Genomic DNA, 17647 nt, shown 5'->3' with positions numbered 1-17647 from the left:
AACCCTGAGGGAGAAGAACGTGGAAGAAATCCGCATTGAAGAAAACGGAAACATCGGGCCCATCGATGCCTCAAGGATTCCGCGTTTTGCCGGGCTGGGCACCTACGCCCGGCTCCCGCGCATCGACCAGGTCCCGGACGCCGACATCAAGGTGGTGGGTGTGCCTTTCGACGCGGGCGTCTCCTACCGCCCCGGTGCGCGCTTCGGATCCACGCACATCCGTGAATCCTCCCGGCTGCTGCGCCCGTACAACCCGGCACTGGATGTCTCGCCCTTCGCCCTGACCCAGGTCGTGGACGCCGGCGACATGGCCGTGAACCCCTTCAACATCAACGAGGCCATCGAGACCATCCAGCAAAACGCGCTGGACCTCACGGCCGACGGCTCCACCCTGGTGACCCTGGGCGGGGACCACACCATCGCGTTGCCGCTGCTGCGCGCCGCCGCCGAACGCGCGGGAAACCCAGTGGCGATGCTGCACTTCGATGCGCACCTTGACACCTGGGACACCTACTTCGGTGCCGAGTACACCCACGGCACCCCCTTCCGCCGCGCGGTGGAAGAGGGCATCCTCGACACCGAGGCCATCTCCCACGTGGGCACCCGCGGCCCGCTCTATGGCAAGAAGGACCTCGAGGACGACAAGCGCTTCGGCTTCGGCATCGTCACCAGCTCGGACGTCTACTACCAGGGCGTGAACGAAATCGTGCACAAGCTGCGCGACCGCATCGGCAACCGTCCGCTCTACGTCTCGGTGGACATCGACGTGCTGGACCCGGCCCACGCCCCGGGCACCGGGACCCCCGAGGCAGGCGGCATCACCAGCCGCGAGCTGCTCGAGATCATCCGCGGACTGCGCGGCATGAACATCGTCGGCGCCGACATCGTCGAGGTCGCCCCCGCCTACGACCACGCGGAGATGACGGGCGTTGCCGCCTCCCACGTCGCCTACGACCTGATTTCGCTGATTGCCGACAAGCGCGCCAACGACAAGGCAGGGAACGCATGAGCCAGCAGGAGCAGGGCACGGTCTCCGAGCGCAACGGCGGGGACCTGGTCATCGAGACCCTCGAGGCGCTCGGCGCCCACACGGTTTTCGGCATCCCCGGACAGCATGCGCTGGGCCTATTCGATGCACTCTCACGCTCGAGGCTGCACTTCGTCTCCTCCCGAGTGGAAAACAACTCCGCCTTCGCCGCCGACGGCTATGCCCGGGCCACCGGCGAGGTCGGGGTGCTCTTCCTGTCCACCGGGCCCGGCGCGCTAACCTCCCTTGCCGGGTTGCAGGAGGCCTACGCCACTTCCGTGCCGATGGTCGTGGTGGCCAGCCAGATCCCGCTGGACGGGCTCGGCGCCCGCCGCAAGGGCATGCTGCACCAGCTCGATGACCAGAAGGCCTCCGCGGCGAACGTCACCAAGTCCCAGCGCACCGTCCACCACGCCTCCGGCATCCCCTCTGCCATCCAGGACGCCTGGGCCGACGCGATCACCGTGCCGCAGGGCCCGGTCTGGGTCGAGGTCCCGCAGGACGTCTTGCTGGCCCCGGTGCTGGTGCCGCCGGTCATCGACGCGCTGGCCGAAGCCTACGAGCACCCGCCGCGCGTGGAACTCATCGACGAAGCGGTCCGCTGGCTCGCCAAGGCGGCCCGCCCGGTCATCGTGGCCGGCGGCGGCGTGCGCCGCGCAGGTGCCAAGGACGCGCTGCTGGCGGTGGCCGAGTCCCTGGGCGCCCCCGTGGTCTGCTCGCCCGGCGGCAACGGCGCCTTCCCCTGGAACCACCCGCTGTCCCTGCAGTCCTGGGTCGAGGACCGGCACGTCACCGAGGTCCTGGAGGACGCCGACGTGCTGATCGTGGTGGGCTCCGCCCTGGGCGAGGTCACCAGCAACTACTTCACCCTGGAACCGCGCGGGCACCTGATCCAGATCGACGCCGAGCCGCGCGTGCTCGAATCCAACCGTCCCGCCCTGGGCATCCGGGCCGACGCCAAGGCCGCGCTCGAATACCTGGGCGAGGCGCTGGGCAGACTCGAGGGCGGAACCGGGGCCGACTGGCACGGGCAGGGACCCGAAAAGGTGGTTGCCGACACCCTGGCCAAGGTCTACGCACGGCTCGACGCGCAGGACCTGGCCAAGGAACGCACCTTCATGGCCGACATCCGCGCCGCGGTTCCCGATGACATGCAAACGTTCTGGGACATGACGATTTCCGCCTACTGGGGCTGGAGCTGCTGGGATGCCAAGAGCGGGGAATTCCACTCCGCGCAGGGCGCCGGCGGTCTGGGCTTCGGCTTCCCCTCGGCCATCGGCGGGGCGCTGGGACTGCAGGTCGCGGGCAAGACCCCGGCGCAGGCGCGCGTGCTGGCGGTCTCCGGCGACGGCTCGGCCATGTACTCGATTGCCGAGCTGGCCACCGCCAAGCAGCACCAGGCCCCCGTCACCTGGCTGATCGTCGACGACGGAGGCTACGGGATCCTGCGCGAATACATGGAAGGGGCCTTCGGGAAGGCCACCGCCACCGAGCTGGCCCGCCCGGACTTCGTGGCGTTGGCCGAATCCTTCGGGATCCCGGCCCGCCTGGTGGAGCCCGAAAACGTGCGCGAGGCGCTCGAGGAATCCTTCGCCGCCGACGGCCCCAACGTGGTGGTGGTGCAAACGCTGCTGAAGATGTTCGCGCCAACGCACCTGTAGCAGGCGGCACGCCTCCCTGCGGTGGTGCCGGCCCCGGATCGATGGATGCATCGATCCGGGGCCGCACTTTTTCGGCTACGGCATCGTCTTGCTGTAGATCGCCAGGGCGTCGCGCACGAAGGTTGCGCCCTCGATGCCGCCGTAGTTCGCGGCGAAGCGCTCGTCGGCCACGTACATCTCCGCCAGGCCCAGGACGTACCCCTTGGTGTCGCCGCCCGGGTCCGCCGCCGGGGTTCCCGGGATGCCGGTGAGCCACTGGACGTGGCGCCGGGCCAGGTCCTGGGCCTGCGGGGAATCCGGGGTGATACCGGCATCCCGGGCCGCGGCGATCCAGTCGTTCCCCAGTTCCTTCAACCGGAGCTTCCAGTCCTCCTGTCCGTCCTTGCCCAACCCGCGCCACCAGGCGTCGGAGCGGGCATAGGCTTCCTTGCCCCAGCGCTGCTCCACCTCGTCCCGGTGCACCGTATGGTCAAATCCGTCGAACATGTTTTTTGCCATGAGCGTTCCCCTTCCTTTCAGTGAATCGATGGTGTGCTGCACCGCGGCAATCCGTCGGGCGAGGCGGTCTTGTTCGGCGCGCAGCAGGGCCAGATGCGTTCCCAGCGCCGCGGCCTCGTCCGCCTCGGCCTCGATGACCTGGTGGATCTGCGGCAGGCCGAGTCCCAGCTCGCGCAGCAGCAGCACGCGCTGCAGCCGGATCAGGGCCGCCTCGTCGTAGTACCGGTACCCGTTGTGTCCGATGCGGCTGGGCGGCAGCAGGCCGATGTCGTCGTAGTGGCGCAGCGTGCGGCTGGTGGTGCCGGCGAGCCTGGCGACCTGTTGTATCGACCGTTCCATGGAATCAACGGTAAATCTTGACGCAACGTCAATGTCAAGAGGTGCGCCGAGACGCAGTTGGCGCCCACCCCGGTGGGGATGGGTGCCAACCGCGCGGGTCGCCGGGGCCGTGGCGGCTACAGCCTGCGGTCCGCCTCGAGGCCGGCGCCGGGGCGCAGGTCCAGGCGGCGCAGCAACTGCGCATTCAACGCCACCACGACGGTGGAAACCGACATCAGCACCGCACCGACGGACATCGGCAGGACGAAGCCGATGCCGGCAAGTGCCCCGGCGGCCAGGGGAACGGATACCAGGTTGTAGCCGGCCGCCCACCACAGGTTCTGCTTCATCTTGCGGTAGCTGGCCTGCGACAGTTCGAGGACGGAGATCACCGAGCGCGGATCGTCGCTGGCCAGGATAACCCCGGCCGAGGCGATGGCCACGTCCGTGCCGGCCCCGATGGCTATGCCGACATCCGCTTGCGCCAGCGCGGGGGCGTCATTGACTCCGTCCCCGACCATGGCGACCTTCTGCCCCTCCGCCTGCAGCCCGGCCACCTTGGCGGCCTTGTTCTCCGGGCGCACCCCGGCAAAGACCCTGTCGATGCCCAGCTCCCGGCCCACCGATTCGGCCACCGCCTCGGCGTCACCGGTGATCATGACGACCTTGATGCCCCGGGCGTGGAGCGCGGCAACGGCGGCGCGGGATTCGGGACGGATCTCATCGCTCAGGGCCAGTGCCCCGATGACGCGGCCGTCGGCGATCACGTGCAGGATGGTTGCTCCGCGCGCCTTCCAGACCTCGCTGGCCGGCAGCGGCTCAAGGGCATGGGTGGCCAAAAGGTGCGGGCCGCCGACCCCGATGTCTGCCCCGTCGACGGAAGCCTGGACGCCCTCGGCCGGCGAGGAGCGGAAGCCGGTGGCGGGGGAGAGCGGCAGCGAGCGTTCGCCCGCGGCCCGCGTGATGGCCTTGGCCAGGGGGTGTTCGGAGTCGGATTCGGCGGCCGCTGCCAGGGCCAGGACCTGGTCCTCGGAGTGGCCGAGCACGGTGGCAACATCGATGACGACGGGTTCGCCGACGGTCAGGGTGCCGGTCTTGTCGAAGAGCACCGTTCCCACCTGGCGCATGCCCTCCAGGGCAAGCCGGTCCTTGATGAGCACCCCGCCCTTGGCTGCGCGCTCGGTTGCGATGGAAACCACCAGCGGAATGGCCAGCCCCAGGGCGTGCGGGCAGGCAATGACCAGCACCGTGACGGTCCGGATGACCGCTGCGTCGGGATCGCCCAGCAGCGACCAGACGGCGGCGGTGCCGAGGGCCGCGCCCAGGGCGAACCAGAACAACCAGCCGGCGGCCGTGTCGGCCACGCGTTGTGCCCGCGAGCTCGAGGCCTGCGCGTCCGAGACCAGGCGCTGGATGCCCGCCAGCGCCGTGTCGGCGCCGATCGCGGTGACCTGCACGCGGACCGCGGTGTCGGTGGAGACTGTCCCCGCCACCACGGGGGCGCCGGGTCCGCGGGACACCGTGCGGGACTCTCCGGTGATCATCGATTCATCCATTTCGGCGGTTCCGTCGGTGATCTTCCCGTCGGCCGGGATGCGTCCGCCGGGGCGCACGACCACCACGTCGCCCAGTTCCAGCTCGCCGGGGGCGACCTGCTGGATGCCGCCGTCAACGACGCGTTCGGCGGTGTCGGGCAACAGCGCGGCCAGCGAATCCAGCGCCGAAGCGGTTTGGGCCAGCGAGCGCATCTCGATCCAGTGGCCCAGCAGCATGATGACGATCAGCAGGGCGAGTTCCCACCAGAAGTCCAGTCCGTGGTCCAGGAGGCCGAGGCTCGCACCCCAGGAGGACAGGAAGGCGACCGTGATGCCCAGGGAGATCAGCAGCATCATCCCCGGCTTGCGGGCCTTGAGTTCGTCCTTGGCGCCGGAGAGGAACGGCCGCCCGCCCCAGAGGTACATGAGCGTGCCCAGGACGGGGGAGACCCACGGGATCCACGCAGTTCGGGGCAAGGTGACGCCAATGAGCATGGTGAACATGGCGTTGAAGGCCAGAACCGGGATCGAGATGGCCAGCATGACCCAAAAGAGCTTCCTGAAGACCGCAACGTGGTCTCCGTGCCCGCCGTGGCCCGAGTGGTCACCCTGCCCGGGGCCGGCATGTTCATGGTGGACCATGCTTGCGTGGTCGTGTTCCGGATGTGCCGAATGCGGTCCATCGCCAAACCGGCGGTTTTCCGGTTCCGGCGGGGCCGCCGTGCTGTGCTGGTGTTCGTTCATGCCGTCAACATATACCCCTAGGGGGTATATGTCAACGGCTCGCAAGGAAGTTCAGGAGGGCGTCCCGCGCATTAAACGCCTTCGGGCCGGCGGGAACCCGAAGGATCCCGCCGGCCCGAAGGTCGGAACGCATGGTAGTGCGTTTGTTAGCGCAGCACCACGGTGCGGTTGGAGTAGAGGAACACGCGTCCCTCGCAGTGCCACTTGACCGCGTTGGACAGGGCCTTGCATTCGGTGTCGCGCCCTGCCGCCACCAGGTCCGCGGGGGAGTAGGTGTGGTCGACGTCCTGGACCTGCTGGGAGATGATCGGGCCCTCGTCGAGCTCGGCGTTGACGTAGTGGGCGGTGGCGCCCACGGTCTTGACCCCGCGGTCCCAGGCCTGGTGGTAGGGCTTGGCGCCCTTGAAGGACGGCAGGAACGAGTGGTGGATGTTGATGGTCTTTCCGGTGAGCTTGCGGCTGAGCTCGTCGCTGAGCACCTGCATGTAGCGGGCCAGCACCACCAGTTCCACGTCGAACTCGTCGATGAGTTCGAGCAGGCGCGCCTCGGCGGCCGGCTTGGTGTCCGGGGTGACCGGCACGTGGAAGAAGGGGATGTTGTGCCACTGCGCCAGGGACTGGTGGTCGGTGTGGTTGGAGACCACCGCAACCACGTCGATCGGCAGCTCGCCCAACCGCGCGCGGTGCAACAGGTCGTTGAGGCAGTGGTCGAACTTGGAGACCATGATCAGCACGCGCTTCTTGGTGCCCTTGGGCGCCAGCGTCCAGTCGATGCCGTATTCGTCGGCCAGCGCCGCGAAGTCGGCGCGCATGGACTCGGTCAGGCCCGGTGCGTCGGGTCCGGCAAAATCTACGCGCATGAAGAACTGCCCGGCGCGGCGGTCCCCGAAATGCTTGAGCTCGACGATGTCGCGGCCCTGGGCAAGCAGGAACCCGGCCACCGCATGGACGATGCCCGGGCGCTCCGGGCAGGCGACGGTGAGGATGTGTTCGACTTCAGTTTGTGTTTCCACTTTCGGCACTCCGATGCATGCGCGGCCGCCGGGGCCGCGCGAAGGGTGGTCTGTTGATTGCTGCTGGTATTCCGCTCGTTATCTTAGGTGCCGCTCGCCCGCAACCCCGCATCCTTCGCGGCGGTGTTGCGTCCACGGCCGCGGGCGGGCGGCCCCACCCCCGGTGAGGGGAGGGGGCCGCCCGCCCAAGGGGCGGCTTGCCGGAAAGGCGGGCGCCTAGTCGATGGGGGCGGAAGCGAATTCCGCCATGGCATCGAGCAGCCAGCGCGCCGTGTAGTCGGCGAAGGACGCACGCGGCAGCACCCGGAAGGTGTCCTCGGCGCTCTTCCACAGCACCACCGGGACCGGGCCGAGTACCGTGGTGATCGCCGTTCCCGCGGTGAAGCTGCGCGGGTGCAGGTCCGCCGGGCAGCCCTTCTCCAACACTTCTCGGGCACTGGGGCCCGAGAGCTCGATGACGGTGCGGTTGGCCGAGAGGTCGACCACCTGCCCCGGGGCCTGTCCCAGCGCCTGGACCAGGTCGGCGAACAGCTCGGTGCCCTCCGGGGCCACGGCCAGGAACTCGTCCGGACCGCTCCAGATCACCGCGGTGCCCTCCGGGTTCCCGGCGACCTGGCCCACCGAGGCGGGCAGGCCCACGCCGGTTGCCGCGGACAGCGCCGCGTGCGCCTCGGTCCCCGGCTCGGCGCGCACCCCGATCTGGGTGGTGAACGCGATCTCGCGCAGCTTCACGCCGCGTTCGCCTTGCACCGAGCCCTGCTCGAGTGCGGATGCCAGGTGCGCCAGCGGACTGGTGCGCAACACGGAAATATCAGTCAAAACCTGCTCAGCCATCTCGACGGCTCCCTTCGGAATCAAAAAGTACGGTATCGCCCACGACGACGTCGACCAGCTGGCCGTCGACGTACGCCTGCAGTTCCTCGCCGATGCGGTTTCGGCCGTTGGAAATCAGCGCCATCGCAAAGCTGCGGCCCAGCGCCGGGGAGTGGTAGCTGGAGGTGACGAAGCCCTGCATCTTCACCGGAGCGATCTCCGGGGTGATACTGGTTCCGGCGTTCACCAGCTGGGTTCCCTCGGGCAGGCGGAACGACTTGTCCGCGGGCAGCACGGTGACCAGCTGCTTGCGGTCCTCGCGCTGGTTGTCCTTGCGGTCGAAGGACCGCTTGCCCACGAAGTCCTTGACCTTGGACACGACCCATTCCATCGAGGCGTCCTGCGGGGTCACGGTGCCGTCGGTGTCCTGGCCGACGATGATGAAGCCCTTCTCCGCGCGCAGCACGTGCATGGTCTCGGTGCCGTAGGGGGTGATGTTGAATTCCTCCCCGGCCGCCGCCACGTCTTCCCAGACCTTCAGGCCGTACCAGGACGGCACGTTGATCTCGTAGGCGAGTTCGCCGGAGAAGGAGATGCGGCAGACCCGGGCGGCGATGCCCGAGGCCAGCACGGTCTCCTTGAAGGCCATGAAGGGGAAGGACTCGTTGTCCAGGTCCAGCTCCGGGGCGAGCTTGGCCAGCACGGCGCGGGACTTCGGCCCCACGACCGCGACGGTCGATACCTGCTCGGTGACCGAGGTGCACTTGACGTCCAGTTCCGGCCATTCGGTCTGCAGCCATTCCTCCAGCCAGTCCAGCACTCCGGCGGCCCCGCCGGTGGTGGTGGTCATGAAGAAGCGGTCCTCGTCCAGGCGCAGGGTCACCCCGTCGTCGAAGATCATGCCGTCGGCCTTGCACATCAACCCGTAGCGGGCCAGCCCGGGCTTGAGCTTCTTGAACGCGTTGGTGTACATGCGGTTCAGGAACTCGCCGGCGTCCTTGCCGCGGATCTCGATCTTGCCCAGCGTGGAGGCGTCCATGAAGCCCACCGAGTCGCGCACGGCCTTGGACTCGCGATACACCGCGGTGTCCATGTCCTCGCCTTCCAGCGGGTAGTACCAGGGGCGCTTCCACTGCCCGACGTCCTCGAAGAGCGCGCCGCGCTCCACATGCCACGGGTGGATGGAGGTCAGGCGGGCCGGGTCGAAGAGCTCCCCGCGCTCGCGCCCGGCCAGCGCCGCGAAGGCCACCGGGGTGTAGGGGGCGCGGAACGCGGTGGTGCCGATGCCCGCCACGTCGTCGGTGCCCAGGGCCGAGGCGATCACGCCGATGGCGTTGACCCCGGAAGTCTTGCCCTGGTCGTTCGCCGTGGAAATCGAGGTGTAGCGCTTCACGTGCTCCACCGAGCGCATGCCCGCACCGGTGGAACGCAAGACGTCCGCCACGGTCTGGTCGCGCTGGAAGTCCACGAAGTGGTGCTTGTAGTCGGCCGCGTCGCCCGCCAGCGAGGGCACCAGCCACAGGGCGCGTGAAACGCCCGGGGTCTCCACCGGTGCGCTGGGCACCGAGGCCGTGGCGCTGAAGCCCGCGGCGGTCGCCGCGTCGGCTCCGGCGCGCGCGCCCTCGGCCAGCGCGGAGGCCAGCTCGAGGCGCCCGTTCATGGCCCCTGCCGTCTGCTGGTCGGCCACCGGGTGTGCCGGGACGAAAGCGGAGAGCGCCTCGTTCCAGCCCAGGCGGCGTTCGCGCTGGGAGTGCAGGTGCACCACCGGGTTCCAGCCGCCGGAGACCGCCAGCACGTCCGCGTCGATGGTCTCGGTGTCCCCGGTGAGCGCCCCGTCGGCGTCGATGCCGCTGATGGTGACAGAGGCCAGGGAGCCGTCGGCGCCTGCCGCGGTGTCGGCGACCACGGAGCCGAGGACGACCCGCACGCCGCGTGCCGAGACCTCGGTGGCGCGGATCGATGGCTCCTCGCGGGCATCGATGACTGCGGCAACCGTGGTGCCGGAGGCCAGCAGGTCCTCGACCAGCGCGTAGGCCGAGTCGTTGGTGGTGGCCACGACCACGTCGTTGCCCACCTGCACGCCGTAGCGGTTGAGGTAGGAGCGGGCCGCGGCGGCCAGCATGATGCCCGGGCGGTCGTTGTTCTCGAAGACCAGCGGGCGCTCGTGCGCGCCGGTGGCCAGCACGACCTGCTTGGCGCGGATGTGCCAGATGCGCTCGCGGGAAACCCCGGCGCCCAGCTCGCCGGTGAGGTGGTCGGTGCGGCGCTGGACGGCCACGAAGTAGTTGGCGTCGTAGCTGCCGAACGCGGTGCTGCGCGAAAGGTGGGTGAACTCCTCGGCTTCCGCCAGTGCCTTTCGGGTCTCGGCGATCCACTGCGCGGCGCTCTTGCCGTCGATGGTTTCGGTGGAGGCCGAAAGCAGCGAGCCGCCGGCCTCGGGCTGCTCGTCGATGAGGATGACGCGGGCGCCGGACTTGGCCGCCTCGCGGGCGGCCGCCAGTCCGGCGGGGCCGGCCCCGACGATGAGCACGTCGGTGTGCACGTGCTTGCGGTCGTAGATGGCCGTATCGGTGCGCGGGTCAAGCTGGCCCAGGCCCTGCAGCAGGGTCACGTCCATGCCGTCGGTGAGCTCCACCGTGGTGGCAGGGAGCATCGATTCGTTCACATGGCCGGCCCAGCGGGCGCCGATCTTGACCAGCGCGTTGGATTCCTCGACGCCGGCGGAGACGATGCCGCGCGGGCGCTTGAGGTAGAGCGAGTCGCCGCAGGAGCGGATGCCGGCGCCGAGCATGGCCGAGGCCACGGTGTCCCCGGCGAAGCCGGAGAAGGACTTGCCGTCAACGGTGAAGGAGAGTTCGCGGGTGCGGTCGATGCGGGCCGAAGCCGTTGCTTCCGCGCCGAGTCGGTGCGAAGAGGTGGTGCTCACTTGGTTCCTCCCTGTGCCGGGGCGTTGGTGGTCTTGAGGGGCTGGGGCTCGCCGGGCTTGTAGACGGCCTTGAATTCATAGGTCACGGTGTCGCGCACCGCGTTGAACCAGCGGCGGCAGCCGGCGGAGTGGACCCAGCGTTCGGCGAAGAGCCCCTTGGGGTTCTGCCGGTAGAACAGGTACTTGGCCCATTCATTGTCGTTCAGGGCCGAGGGGTCTGACGGGTAGGCCACGTGGGCTTCGCCGCCGTAGCCGTATTCGGTCTCGTTTCGGGGCCCACACCAGGGGCATTCGATGAGCATCATTTTGTGTGGATCCCTTTCTAGTGGGCCACGGCTGCGGCGCCGTGTTCGTCGATGAGGTGGCCGGTCTCGAAGCGCTCGATGGAGAAGCCCGCGTTGAGCTCGTGCGCCTCGTCGTTGGCTATGGTGTGGGCGAAGGTGTAGCCGGCGCCCGGGGTGCCCTTGAAGCCGCCGGTTCCCCAGCCGCAGTTCACATAGAGCTGGTCGATCGGGGTCTTGGAGACGATCGGGGAGGCGTCCATGGTGGTGTCCACGATGCCGCCCCAGGTGCGCAAAACATGCGCCCGGGCGAAGATCGGGAAGAGCTCGACGGCCGCGGCCATCTGCTCCTCGATCACGTGGAAGGCGCCGCGCTGGCCGTAGCCGTTGTAGCTGTCGATGCCCGCGCCCATGACCAGTTCGCCCTTGTGGGCCTGGGAGACGTAGACGTGCACGTGGTTGGACATGACGACCGTCGGGTGGACCGGTTCGTGCAGTTCGGAGACCAGTGCCTGCAGCGGGTGGGACTGGATCGGCAGGTCGAAGCCGGCCTGCTCGGCCAGCACCGAGGAGTGCCCGGCGCCGCAGAGCGCGACCTTGCCGGCGTTGATGGTGCCGCGGCTGGTCTTGACCCCGGTGACCCGGTTGCCGTCCTTGATGAAGCCGGTGACTTCGCAGTTCTGGATGATGTCCACGCCCATCTCGTCGCACTTGCGGGCGAAGGCCCAGGCGACGTGGTCGTGCTTGGCGATGCCCGCACGCGGCTGGTAGGTGGCGCCCATGACCGGGTAGCGGATGTCGTCCCCGATGTTGATGATCGGGCACAGCTCCTTGACCTGCTCGGGGGTGATCCACTCGGCGTCCACGCCGTTGAGCTGGTTGGCCCCGACCCGGCGCATCGATTCGCGCACATCTCCCAGGGTGTGGGCCAGGTTCATGACCCCGCGCTGGGAGAAGAGGAAGTCGTATTCCAGTTCCTCGGGCAGCTGCTCCCAAAGCTTCAGGGAGTGCTCGTAGATGCCCGCGGATTCGTCCCAGAGGTAGTTGGAACGAATGATGGTGGTGTTGCGGGCCATGTTGCCGCCGGCCAGCCAGCCGCGTTCCAGGACGGCGATGTTTGTCATGCCGTGGTTCTTGGCCAGGTAGTAGGCGGTGGCCAGGCCGTGCCCGCCGCCGCCGACGATGACTGCGTCGTAGGAGGACTTGGGTTCCGGGTTGCGCCAGAGGAATTCGGGGTGCTCGGGGAGGATGTCGGCCATGTTCTTATGCTCCAATCGGGGCGAGATTTGGGTAGAGGGGGTGTGCGTTGGCCAGGGCGTGGACGCGGTCCTTCAGGGCCGCGAGCGTTGCCTCGTTGTTTTCCTGGGTGCCGGCGATGAGGGTCTCGGCGATGATGTCCGCGACCTCCACGAAGGCGGCCTCGGAGAAGCCGCGGGTGGCCAGCGCCGGGGTGCCGATGCGCAGCCCGGAGGTGACCATCGGCGGACGCGGGTCGAACGGGACCGCGTTGCGGTTCACCGTGATCTCCACCTTTGCCAGCAGGTCCTCGCCCTGCTGCCCGTCCAGCTCCGAGTTCCGCAGGTCCACCAGGACCAGGTGCACGTCGGTGCCGCCGGTCAGCACGCTGATGCCCACGGCCGCGACATCCGCGGCGCCCAGGCGCTCGGCCAGGATCTTCGCCCCGGCCAGGGTGCGTTCCTGGCGCTCCTTGAATTCCTCGGTCGCGGCGATCTTGAACGCCACGGCCTTGCCCGCGATCACGTGCTCCAGCGGGCCGCCCTGCTGGCCGGGGAACACCGCCGAGTTGACCTTCTTGGCGATGTCCGCGTCATTGGTCAGGATGATCCCGCCGCGCGGACCTGCCAGGGTCTTGTGCGTGGTGGAGGACACCACGTGGGCGTGCGGCACCGGCGAGGGGTGCAACCCGGCGGCCACCAGGCCGGCGAAGTGCGCCATGTCCACGAACAGGTACGCACCGACCTTGTCGGCGATCTCGCGGAACCGCGCGAAGTCCAGCTGCCGCGGGTAGGCGGACCAGCCGGCGACGATCATCTTCGGCCGGTGCTCCAGGGCCAGGGCCTCGACCTTGTCCATGTCCACCACCAGGGTGTCCTCCTCGACGCCGTACGGGACGATGTTGTAGAGGCGGCCGGAGAAGTTGATCTTCATGCCGTGGGTCAGGTGCCCGCCGTGGGCCAGGTTCAGGCCCATGACGGTGTCGCCCGGGCGGATCAGCGCGTGCATCACCGAGGCGTTGGCCTGCGCGCCGGAGTGCGGCTGCACGTTGGCGAACTCGGCACCGAAGAGCGCCTTGACGCGTTCCAGGGCGAGGGTCTCGACGACGTCGACCTCCTCGCAGCCGCCGTAGTAGCGCTTGCCCGGGTAGCCCTCGGCGTACTTGTTGGTCAGCACCGAACCCTGCGCCTGCATCACCGCAAGGGCCGTGTGGTTCTCCGAGGCGATCATCTCCAGCCCGCGCTGCTGGCGCGCCAGCTCCGCGTCGATGCGCTCCGCGATCTCCGGATCCAGGGTGGCAATGCTTTGGGTCAGCGTTGACTCGACAAGCGTGGTGTTCAGGGCCGTCATCCAGTATTCACTCCTTGAAGTACAAGTTGTTTATGATTGATATATCAGAACTGGTTGCAATGCTATGATGGGGATCACATGGTGTCAATGGCCATCGCAAATAAGTCGTGAAGCCGATCGAACTACAGTGAATCCGTACCTCGGCAAAGTGAAGGAGACATCCGCATGAGTACTGTCACCGCAAGCCCGGAGGTGTTGGGCGAACGCGTATCCCTGGCCGAGCAGTCCTACCGCGACATCCGCGACCGCCTGATCATGCTCGACATCCGCCCCGGGGAGCCGATCAACGACGGCCAGCTGGCCCTCGAACTGGGGGTCGGGCGCACCCCGGTGCGCGAGGCGCTCAAGCGCCTGGAGATCGACCACCTGGTCATTTCCTATCCGCGCCGCGGCACGTTTGCCACGATCGTGGACATCACCGAACTTGCCGACGTCTCCGAGCTGCGCCGTTCCCTCGAGCCGCTGGCCGCCCGCAAGGCCGCGCTCAGCGCCTCGGACGCGGACCGCGACGCTCTCCGCGCGTTGGCCAAGGACATCGGACGGCTGGGGGACAAGAAGGTCGACAAGCGCGGATTGATGCAATATGACCTCAGCGTCCACCGACTGATCTACCGGGCCGCGGGAAACCCCCACCTCGAGGAAACGCTGATCCGCCTGGACAACCTGGCCACCCGCATCTGGTGCCTGGTGCTGGACAAGGTCCCGTCGGTCTCCGGGCACATCGAGGAACATGTCGACCTGCTCGAAGCCATCGTCGCCGGCGAGGCCGACAAGGCCGAGGCCATGGCGCTGGATCACATCACCAGCTTCGAGCGGACGATTCGCGCGGTGCTGTAGGGCGGGAACTGTCGGCGCGGACGCGGGGAGAAGAGTCCGCGCGGCGGGGAACCTACTTTCCGCCGGCCATGTTGGACGTGGCCAGCTTGGTGGCCAGTTGCAGGGCCGCGAGGCGCGAGGTGCCGCGGGGATCGCCGCCCAGCAGCTCGAAGATCTTGTTCAGCCGCTTGTGCAGCGTCTGGCGTTCCATGAAGAGGGACGCGGCGGCGGCCGTGGAATTGCACCCCGAGGTAAGCCACGCATCCAGGGTCGCCACCAGGTCGCCGGCGCGCATGGTGTCGTGGCCGATCAGGTCCGAAAGGTTCTCCTGGACAAAGCGGTCCACCGAGTCGCGCCCCAGCTCCCGGACGCAGAGGCGTTCAAGGACCACTTCCCCGCAATCACGCAGCCCGCCGGAATCCGGCATGGGCAGGGCCAGCCGCTCGGTCAGGAACGCCTCCTGCAGCGACCACGAACCGTGCGTGGCATCGGCTACCCATGGACCAAAGACGCCTTGAACGGGCACCGCACCGATTTCACCGCGCAACCCCCTGAGGATCTTCCGCCTCTCATCTTTGGGGGAGCGGCCCCTGAGCGGGATGAGCCCATAGAGGTAGTCGCCATCGAGGTACGTCTTGATGTCCGGGCTGTTGCGCCGCAGGATCCGTTCCAGGGTACTGCGCATCCGGCCCAGCTCGACGCCGCGGAAAATGACCACGGCCACCGGGACATTCACCTCGAGCCCGACCCTCGTGCACAGGTCCTTGACCTCGCCGTCGCCCGAGTTGCGGATGATGGCCTGCATCAGTGCCGAATCGGCGATTTGCGAGCGCGTGGGCCGGTGGTGCTGGGAAAGGGCCAATGCCAGGATGCTGCCCAGCCTCTCGGCAACCGTGGTCAGCAGTTCCCGCTCGGACGGGTGCCGGCTTTCTAGGTGCAGCCTGGCGCCGACCACGTTGCTGACGAAGATGTCGGAGACGATTTCCATCCCGATCTCGTCCTCGGGGAGCGCGCGGCTGCTGGCCAGAGTGATGCCGCCCAGGTCCACCAGAAGGGCGTTCGCCTCCAGGGCCTCCGCGATCAACGAAATCAACGGAGCCAGGTTGGGGCCGGAGGTGGCGATCTGGTGGGCCAGGCGCTGGGAGATCTCGTCGGCACGCTGCAGCGCCAAGGCATGGGCGGAGACGATGCTGCGGTTGATGGTTTCCGCGAGTTCCACAAAAGGAACCGTGGCGCGCAATTCGATCAGGGGCAGTCCGGCGGCTTCCGCTGCATCTATGAGCTCTCGGGAGAGGCTCTTGTTCAGTCCGGCGGTCTCAATGGCCAGCGCCGCGACCTTTCGCTCCGCCAGGCTCTGGATGTATTGGACCTGGGCTTCGGGGCGCAGAGCCAGGAGCGTCTGGCCGCCACTGAGCAATAGTTCCTCACCCCGTAACAGTGGCGCAATCTCGAGGACCTCGCTGGAGTGCACCCAGCGGACCCCGTTGTGCGGGACCTGGTCGGCGCCGGCGACGACGCGCGGCCGCGCCTTGGCGAAGAGGGGACTGGCCAGAACGTCCTTGAGGCGGAGAAGCATGCACGGATCCTTGGGGTGGAAACGGAACGATTGATGGGCGGAAGCGCCGCTAGGTGACACTTTGTCACCGAGACTGGATTATAAATATACATTTTGAGTGTACTAGGTGGTGAAGATCACTCCTACGCTGGTGGGTAAGTTCTTGTCGAACCACCGCAGTCGAGAGAGTGAACCAATGAGTAGAGATGTTGCCAGTTCATCTGAAAGCGTGACCCATGAGGTCGAGGACTCCCTTCAGCCGATACCCGAATCCGCCAGGACCACCAAGCTTTCCGGGCAGTTCTGGATCTGGGCCGGGGCCAATGTCGCCCCCATCAACTGGATCCTCGGAGCCTTGGGCATCCACCTGGGCCTGGGCCTTGCCGATACCCTGACCGTGCTGATTGCCGGAAACGTCATCGGCATGCTCGGCTTCGGATTCTTCGTCGTTCTGGGGCAGAAGACCGGCGCCACCGGCATGCTGCTGGCCCGAGGCGCATTTGGCCGCCGCGGGGCCTACCTGCCGGCCGCCATCCAGGCTGTCATTGCCATCGGCTGGTCCGCGGTCAACACCTGGGTCATCCTCGACTTGATCATGGCCCTGTTCGGCATGATCGGTTGGGTCGATCCGACCGCAGGCAACCTGCTGTGGAAGATCTCGACGGCGGCGGTCATCATGGCCATCCAAGTGGCCATCTGCTACCGCGGCTACAAGGCCATCGCCCGCTTCGAGCGCATCACCATGCCGCCGACCATCATCGTGCTGATCGCCATGTCGATTCTCGCCTGGACCCAGCTCGACATCGACTGGAGCTACCAGGGCCCCGTCGGCGAGGTCCTCACCGGCATGCCGCGCATCGCGGCAATGTCCTCGATCATGACCGCCATCGGGATTGGCTGGGGAATCGGCTGGTTCACCTACGCACCGGACTACTCCCGCTTCGTCTCAAAGCGCATCAAGACCCACAAGCTCTACCTCGTCAGTGTCCTTGGCCAGTTCCTCCCGGTCGTCTGGCTCGGCATCCTGGGCGCCAGCCTCGCCACCAAGAACGGCACCGCCGATCCCGGCCAGCTGATCGTGGAATCCTTCGGCACCCTGTCGATCCCCGTGATCCTGCTGGTCATCCACGGGCCGATCGCCACCAACATCATCAACATGTACACCTTCGGTGTTGCAACGCAGGCACTGGACATCAACGTCTCGCGAAAGAAGCTTTCCCTCTTGGTTGGCGTCCTGTCCATGGCCGCCGTCATCGCATTCCTCTTCGCCCACGACTTTGCCGAGGTCCTGCACAACTGGATCATTGCCATCGCGGCCTGGGTTGCCACCTGGGGCGGGATCATGGCGGTGCACTACTTCGTCTTCGAACGCCGCCACAAGGACTTCTCCTACCTGTTCCTTGATCCCAGGTCGACCAAGCTCAAGTCCTTCAACCCCGCTGCATTCATTGCCTTCGCCGGCGGCATCTTCATGACCTGGATGTGCATGTACGGGTCGATCCCGCCCCTGCAGGGCCCGATCGCCACCGCGGTGGGCGGCATCGACTTCTCCTGGCTGGCCGGAACCGCCACCAGCGCCGGCTTGTATTACTTCTTGGGACTGAGCCGATTCAAGTCCCGCATCGAACAGGGAGTGCCGCTGGGACTGAAGATTGACTGCTCCGACGCGGAGTTCATTCGCCAGCATGGCAGCGCGGAATTCCTGCTCGCCGAGCAGCGGATCGACGACGAGGTTTCGCACCCGGAGCCGGCATCCGCAAAGCACAAGATCGGCTCCTAGGGGCCGGTGAAGACCAGTGGGTCCCGTGGCCGAAGCATCGGCCGCGGGACCCGCACCACCATGCCACGGGCTGGAGTGCCGTGATGATCAACGC

At 67.5% G+C, this 17647-nt stretch carries 13 protein-coding genes; 4 read left to right on the top strand and 9 right to left on the bottom strand.

Annotated features, from left to right (window positions below; translation table 11 throughout):
• The first annotated feature begins 19 nt into the window (after positions 1 to 19).
• A complete protein-coding gene (gene speB, locus AC6CHY_RS09610) occupies positions 20 to 1009 on the top strand; it encodes an agmatinase (protein ID WP_498226584.1) in 990 nt (329 codons plus the stop codon).
• A complete protein-coding gene (locus AC6CHY_RS09605; RefSeq protein ID WP_217388395.1) occupies positions 1006 to 2688 on the top strand; it encodes a thiamine pyrophosphate-binding protein in 1683 nt (560 codons plus the stop codon). Before speB ends, AC6CHY_RS09605 begins: the two co-directional genes overlap by 4 nt.
• A 75-nt stretch (positions 2689 to 2763) precedes the next feature.
• On the opposite strand, the gene AC6CHY_RS09600 is transcribed toward AC6CHY_RS09605, so the two are convergent.
• From AC6CHY_RS09600 to glyA, 8 genes are all read right to left on the bottom strand, one after another.
• Positions 2764 to 3525 carry a MerR family transcriptional regulator gene (locus AC6CHY_RS09600; RefSeq protein ID WP_498226583.1) on the bottom strand — a complete coding sequence of 254 codons (762 nt, stop codon included), beginning with the start codon at positions 3523 to 3525 and terminating at the stop codon, positions 2764 to 2766.
• 116 nt (positions 3526 to 3641) lie between these two features.
• Positions 3642 to 5783, bottom strand: a complete 2142-nt coding sequence (locus AC6CHY_RS09595) for a heavy metal translocating P-type ATPase (RefSeq protein ID WP_498226582.1) — start codon at positions 5781 to 5783, stop codon at positions 3642 to 3644.
• 146 nt (positions 5784 to 5929) lie between these two features.
• On the bottom strand, positions 5930 to 6796 hold the full coding sequence (gene purU, locus AC6CHY_RS09590; protein WP_217388398.1) for a formyltetrahydrofolate deformylase: 867 nt from the start codon (positions 6794 to 6796) through the stop codon (positions 5930 to 5932).
• A gap of 216 nt (positions 6797 to 7012) precedes the next feature.
• On the bottom strand, positions 7013 to 7630 hold the full coding sequence (locus AC6CHY_RS09585) for a sarcosine oxidase subunit gamma (protein WP_217388399.1): 618 nt from the start codon (positions 7628 to 7630) through the stop codon (positions 7013 to 7015).
• On the bottom strand, positions 7623 to 10535 hold the full coding sequence (locus tag AC6CHY_RS09580; protein ID WP_498226581.1) for a sarcosine oxidase subunit alpha family protein: 2913 nt from the start codon (positions 10533 to 10535) through the stop codon (positions 7623 to 7625). The genes AC6CHY_RS09585 and AC6CHY_RS09580 overlap by 8 nt, the downstream gene beginning before the upstream one ends.
• On the bottom strand, positions 10532 to 10840 hold the full coding sequence (locus tag AC6CHY_RS09575; protein ID WP_217388401.1) for a sarcosine oxidase subunit delta: 309 nt from the start codon (positions 10838 to 10840) through the stop codon (positions 10532 to 10534). The genes AC6CHY_RS09580 and AC6CHY_RS09575 overlap by 4 nt, the downstream gene beginning before the upstream one ends.
• Positions 10841 to 10857: 17 nt before the next feature.
• On the bottom strand, positions 10858 to 12075 hold the full coding sequence (locus AC6CHY_RS09570) for a sarcosine oxidase subunit beta family protein (RefSeq protein WP_217388402.1): 1218 nt from the start codon (positions 12073 to 12075) through the stop codon (positions 10858 to 10860).
• Between the two features lie 4 nt (positions 12076 to 12079).
• Positions 12080 to 13402: a serine hydroxymethyltransferase gene (gene glyA / locus AC6CHY_RS09565; protein ID WP_217388403.1), complete on the bottom strand. Its 1323-nt coding sequence runs from the start codon at positions 13400 to 13402 to the stop codon at positions 12080 to 12082.
• Between the two features lie 165 nt (positions 13403 to 13567).
• Here glyA and AC6CHY_RS09560 point away from each other — a divergent pair, with 165 nt between their 5' ends.
• Entirely contained in the window at positions 13568 to 14239 is a 672-nt protein-coding gene (locus AC6CHY_RS09560; RefSeq protein ID WP_217388404.1) for a GntR family transcriptional regulator, read from the top strand.
• Between the two features lie 52 nt (positions 14240 to 14291).
• On the opposite strand, the gene AC6CHY_RS09555 is transcribed toward AC6CHY_RS09560, so the two are convergent.
• Positions 14292 to 15794 (bottom strand): PucR family transcriptional regulator, encoded by a 1503-nt coding sequence (locus AC6CHY_RS09555; RefSeq protein WP_217388405.1) that lies wholly within the window; start codon positions 15792 to 15794, stop codon positions 14292 to 14294.
• Positions 15795 to 15969: 175 nt separating this feature from the next.
• On the opposite strand from AC6CHY_RS09555, the gene AC6CHY_RS09550 reads away from it, so the two are divergent.
• A complete protein-coding gene (locus AC6CHY_RS09550) occupies positions 15970 to 17553 on the top strand; it encodes a purine-cytosine permease family protein (RefSeq protein WP_217388406.1) in 1584 nt (527 codons plus the stop codon).
• Positions 17554 to 17647 lie beyond the last annotated feature (94 nt).

Source organism: Paeniglutamicibacter sp. GQ140 (assembly GCF_059759235.1).
The sequence above is the reverse complement of the archived record's forward strand: the minus strand, read 5'-3'. Positions and strand labels throughout refer to the sequence as shown.